Genomic DNA, 5,477 nt, shown 5'->3' on the forward strand with positions numbered 1-5,477 from the left:
GGACTGTAACCTTCAGTGATCAAGCGATCCTTGAAGCGATCGGTGACTTCTAAGGTGATACCCTTTTCCGTCAGACGACCAAATACTTCTTTGAGCATAATTTCGGCGATTTGTGTTACCTCCGGCTTGCTCAACTGACGGAAGACGATAATTTCATCAAGTCGGTTGAGGAACTCTGGACGGAAGTATTGCTTCAATTCTTCGTTCACCAAAGAGCGAATCCGGTTGTAAGTTGACTCGCTGGCATCTTCGGAGAATTCAAAGCCGATACCACTACCGCCTTTTTCAATTACCTTAGAACCAATATTGGAAGTTAAAATCAGCAAGGTGTTTTTGAAGTCCACCGTGCGACCTTTGGCATCAGTTAACCGCCCGTCTTCCAAAATTTGCAGCAGCATATTGAATACATCGGGGTGCGCTTTTTCGATTTCGTCGAACAACACCACGGTGTAAGGACGCCGCCGCACGGCTTCAGTTAGCTGACCACCTTCGTTATAACCAACGTAACCTGGAGGTGAACCAATCAGCTTGCTGACGGTGTGACGCTCCATGTATTCGGACATATCTAAGCGGATCATCGCTTCTTCGGAACCGAAGAAGTATGCAGCCAAGGACTTCGCCAACTCGGTTTTACCCACACCAGTAGGTCCAGAGAAGACAAAGCTAGCTATGGGTCGATTGGGATTCTTCAAACCGACACGAGCGCGACGAATTGCCCGTGAAACTGCTCTCACAGCCTCGTCTTGACCAATTAAACGCTGATGCAAGGTGTCTTCCATGTGCAGCAGCTTTTCAGATTCCGATTCGGTGAGTTTGCTCACCGGTACCCCAGTCCAGGAAGCGACAATGTGGGCAATGTCTTCTTCTGTAACTACAGGTTCTTCACCTTCTGTGCCTGTTGCATTGGTCTTGCTTTGAGCGATCGCGCGGATTTCGGCTTTAATTTCCATCTCGCGATCGCGCAATTCCCCAGCTTTGTCAAAGTTTTGAGAGCGCACCGCGTCATCTTTTTCTTTTAATATCTGACGCAGTTCTTTGTCTAACTCTTTGGCTGCGGGTGGCAGTTGGGAGTTAATCAAGCGCACCCTAGAACCAGCTTCATCAACCAAGTCGATGGCTTTATCTGGGAGGAAGCGATCGCTAATGTAACGGTCTGACAATTTCGCCGCCGCCACCAATGCTTCGTCGGAGATTTTCAGTTTATGGTGTTGCTCGTAGCGTTCGCGCAGACCATATAAAATTTCAATTGTTTCATCAACTGTAGGTTCGCCAACCATTACTGGTTGGAAACGCCGCTCCAGTGCTGCATCTCGCTCGATGTGCTTCCGGTATTCATCTAGGGTTGTAGCGCCGATGCACTGCAACTCACCCCTAGCCAAAGCTGGCTTGAGGATATTCGCTGCGTCAATAGCACCTTCTGCCGCACCTGCACCAATTAAGGTGTGTACCTCATCAATCACGAGAATGACATTACCCGCAGAGCGGATTTCATCCATGATTTTTTTCAAGCGTTCTTCAAATTCACCCCGATACTTGGTTCCTGCTACGAGCAAACCAATGTCTAGGGTGACGACGCGTTTATCTTCTAGGATGTCAGGGATATCTTTAGCGGCAATGCGGGAAGCTAAACCTTCAGCGATCGCAGTTTTACCAACCCCTGGTTCCCCAATCAGCACTGGGTTATTTTTAGTTCGGCGACCCAAAATCTGAATCACCCGCTCAATTTCCTTGGCGCGTCCCACCACTGGATCGAGCTTATTGTCCATTGCCATCTGGGTCAGGTTTGAGCCAAATTCATCCAGAGTCGGGGTTTTTGTGCGCCCGGATGAACCGCCTGGTGAAACTTCGGCAGTTTCTCCCAACATACGGATGACTTGAGTTCTCACCTTAGATAGATCCACACCGAGGTTTTCTAGCACCCTGGCTGCTACGCCTTCCCCTTCGCGGATTAGGCCCAACAGCAGATGCTCGGTACCAATGTAGTTATGCCCCAGTTGGCGTGCTTCTTCCAAGGAGAGTTCTAGAACTCGCTTTGCCCGTGGCGTAAACGGAATTTCCACGGCAACAAAGCCTGATCCCCGTCCGATAATTTTTTCAACTTCAATTCGGGCATCTTTGAGATTGACGCCCATTGATTTCAGCACCTTGGCGGCCACTCCAGTGCCTTCGCCAATCAGACCCAAGAGGATCTGCTCGGTTCCGACAAAGTTGTGACCTAGACGGCGGGCCTCTTCTTGGGCCAGCATGATTACCTTAATGGCTTTTTCTGTGAAGCGTTCAAACATGGCATTTTTCCCATCACCTGCGGTCGTGCCGGTATGCTGATTTTAGCACAGGCAAAGCTTTTGGATGTCTGTATCACAAATTGTAGACATCCTGAAGCTATGACTTGGGTTGATGGGCTAATTGTTAACTATTGACTACTTTTATCTGGCTGGTGTACTGAGGAGCTTTAGTTCACCAGCCTTTTTGGGATTTATTACAAATAGCTGACTGCTTATATTAGGAGTTTTTTTACTCAATCCCAAACACTTATATTTAACATATCTATTTTTAAATGTCAACTAAAAAGAATTTTAATGATTTTTTCTTATGTGTAATAAGTTTTAAATAAGATATTTAAATATGAAAAAGCCGCCGCAAAGTTGCATTTTTTTGCTGAAGCCGATCGCCAGCCCCATAATTCCAATTAATAATCCGTAACTATTTAAAAAGCAAGTGCCAAGAGCATTTGTCCAGGCGATCGCTGATCATGGAATGCCACTGGTCTAAAGTTGCTTGAAATTGGGGGTATTGTAAATCTGGGAGCCAAAGGATTAGGGCATCCTCATCGTTGTCTTGGTAGTAATGCCGCCGCCGCCCAGCTGTTTTAAAGCCAAATTTTTGATATAAAGATATAGCCCCCAAGTTGGAAGCTCGCACTTCGAGGGTAGCTCGCTCCATTTTGCGATCGCAAGCTGTCTTAATAAGTGAATATAATAAAGCCTGTCCCAAACCTTGACGGTGATATTGGGGATGAACCGCCAATATTGTAATGTGGGCTTCCTCTAAAATTGACCAAAAGCAACCCATTCCCAGTAGTCTCGAATTAGAGACAGAGGAAAATAAACCCAGCAGATCGCTGTTGGGACTGTCCAACTCTCGTTGGTAGCCCTCCATTGTCCATAGGCCGCCAAAACAGGCTTGATCAAGTTCCAACAATGCACTCAGATGCTCTATTTTCAGTAATTGAATTTCTAAATCTAATGAGATCACATTTATTGAAGTAAGATTACAAACCATTTTTGACACTCTCAGGTCTAAAGACACTGAAATTCTAGGTTCTTCCAAACAGCCTTAAATTTTGATGTCCCACCCACTAATCGCCGACTAGTAGACTGGCAGTACTTAACCAAACATTCGTACCTTCGCACGAGATGCCCAGTCAATTCATCAAAAACCCAGTGGGCATTTGTCCCCAAGCTTTCGGTTACTTTATCGAGAGTGTCTTAAAATCCTGGTTCTCTCTTTTCTCCAGATTCCAGCGTGCCCCGCCGTATCTTTTTTAATTAAAGTTTTTCAATTCTTTGGATTGTCGATACCTGCTGGGTATCATCGGTTTTTATAGAGGTTTTTCCTGCCTCTAGCATTACTACTTCCTAGCCAATCGTGTAGGGACACCCTAGATTTGTATTGTCACGTACTAGCGGTTTTTCAGCCTGTGCTATATTTTAGTATAGCACTCGGTTCTAAGATGGCAACAGGAAAAGGCAAAAAGCGATTAAGAAATATCCCCGTTTTTTATGACAGTCCAAAAAAGAGTCGTACCATTTGGTTGACAGATGATGCGTGGCAAATGATTGAAAAACTAGCTAGTACTGTTGAAGCAACAAGTAAAAGCGAGTACTTAGAAGAACTAATTAGAAAGCGCTACGTTGAGGCTAATGCTAATGTTGACTGCGACTAAAGTCGCACGAATCGCACCTAGGCACTGAAGTGACTGAGCTTTATGCTTACCGTTTAGCTTGTAAACTGGGAATCGGAAGACGAACTCAAAGCCCGTAATTTGAACAAGGACAACTTTTATAGTTATGGTATCGACTCACCCCACTGGGGTTCAACATTCTGGAAGTCAGTATTTACCTCAAAGGCGCGACAGCAGCGCCAATCCCTCGCCGAATCAAGAACTTTTACCCTTGACTGCCAGAGTTGATGATCATCACCTCCTGGAAATTGGTGGGTGTGATGTCACAACCCTAGTTGAGCAGTTTGGTTCACCTTTATATATTTTAGATGAAGAAACCTTGCGTTCGGCTTGTCAGCAATACCGAGATGCTTTCAAGCAATATTACAAGGGCGAATCTCAAGTATTGTACGCCTCAAAAGCTTGGAATTGTCTAGCAGTTTGTGCGATCGCTGCCTCTGAGGGTTTAGGAATCGATGTAGTTTCTGGGGGCGAACTTTCCACCGCCTTGCAAGCGGGTGTTAGTCCCCAGAAAATCTACCTTCATGGAAATAATAAATCTCATGAAGAATTAATTTTAGCGATCAAGTCTGGTGTCACCATTGTGGCGGATAACTGGTATGAATTGCGTACCCTTGTGGAAATCGCTCAACCTGCTCAACCAATCCGGATCATGCTCCGGCTAACTCCTGGTATCGAGTGCCACACCCACGAATATATTCGCACGGGACACTTAGATAGCAAATTTGGCTTTGATCCCAACGATCTAGATCAAGTTTTTACCTTTGTTAGTCAACAACCTGCCCTTAATTGCATAGGAGTACACGCTCATATTGGTTCCCAAATTTTTGAGCGCCAACCGCATCAAGATTTGGCCGCTGTGATGGTGCAGTGGCTGCGGGATGCCGCGAAGTATGGTTTAAATATTACAGAGTTAAATGTTGGTGGCGGTTTGGGGATTAAGTATACAGAATCAGATGATCCCCCCAGCATTGAAGAGTGGGTGAAGGCAATTTGTGAAGTGATCCAAGAAGCTTGTGCAGCCGAAAATCTACCTTTGCCGAAATTACTTAGTGAACCAGGGCGATCGCTAATTGCCACAGCTTGCGTTACTGCATATACTGTTGGTTCATCCAAAGTCATTCCAAAAATTCGTACCTACGTGGCAATTGATGGAGGAATGTCTGACAATCCCCGCCCGATTACTTACCAATCAGTTTATCGGGCAGTCGTTGCTAATAAAATGTCTTCTCCCTTAACCGAAACAGTCACAATTGCTGGTAAACATTGTGAATCAGGAGATATTCTGATTCACAATGCACTACTTCCAAAGACTGAACCAGGGGATATTCTCGTAGTTATGGGAACTGGTGCGTACAATTACAGTATGGCATCTAATTACAACCGCTTGCCCCGACCTGCAGCAGTTGTAGTGGCGAATGGCGAAGCAAATTTAATTTTGCAACGTGAAACTTATCAAGACTTAATTCGACAAGATCGCCTACCAGAAAGACTAAAAATATAGTCATTAGTC

General features: G+C 45.3%; 4 protein-coding genes. 2 read left to right on the top strand and 2 right to left on the bottom strand.

What is annotated here, in order from left to right; all coding sequences use genetic code 11:
* Together ACYTXL_RS24090 and rimI are read right to left on the bottom strand one after the other, a co-directional pair.
* On the bottom strand, window positions 1-2,285 hold a 2,285-nt coding region (locus tag ACYTXL_RS24090; RefSeq protein ID WP_461926935.1), incomplete at its 3' end, for an ATP-dependent Clp protease ATP-binding subunit.
* Between the two features lie 418 nt (window positions 2,286-2,703).
* Window positions 2,704-3,255, bottom strand: coding sequence for a ribosomal protein S18-alanine N-acetyltransferase (rimI, locus tag ACYTXL_RS24095; protein WP_461926936.1), 552 nt, complete (start codon window positions 3,253-3,255; stop codon window positions 2,704-2,706).
* Window positions 3,256-3,733: 478 nt separating this feature from the next.
* On the opposite strand from rimI, the gene ACYTXL_RS24100 reads away from it, so the two are divergent.
* Complete coding sequence (locus ACYTXL_RS24100) at window positions 3,734-3,946, top strand: hypothetical protein (RefSeq protein ID WP_461926937.1); 213 nt, start codon at window positions 3,734-3,736, stop codon at window positions 3,944-3,946.
* 124 nt (window positions 3,947-4,070) lie between these two features.
* Window positions 4,071-5,468 carry a diaminopimelate decarboxylase gene (gene lysA, locus ACYTXL_RS24105; protein ID WP_461926938.1) on the top strand — a complete coding sequence of 466 codons (1,398 nt, stop codon included), beginning with the start codon at window positions 4,071-4,073 and terminating at the stop codon, window positions 5,466-5,468.
* The last annotated feature ends 9 nt before the right edge of the window (window positions 5,469-5,477 follow it).

This window comes from Nostoc sp. (genome assembly GCF_054880495.1).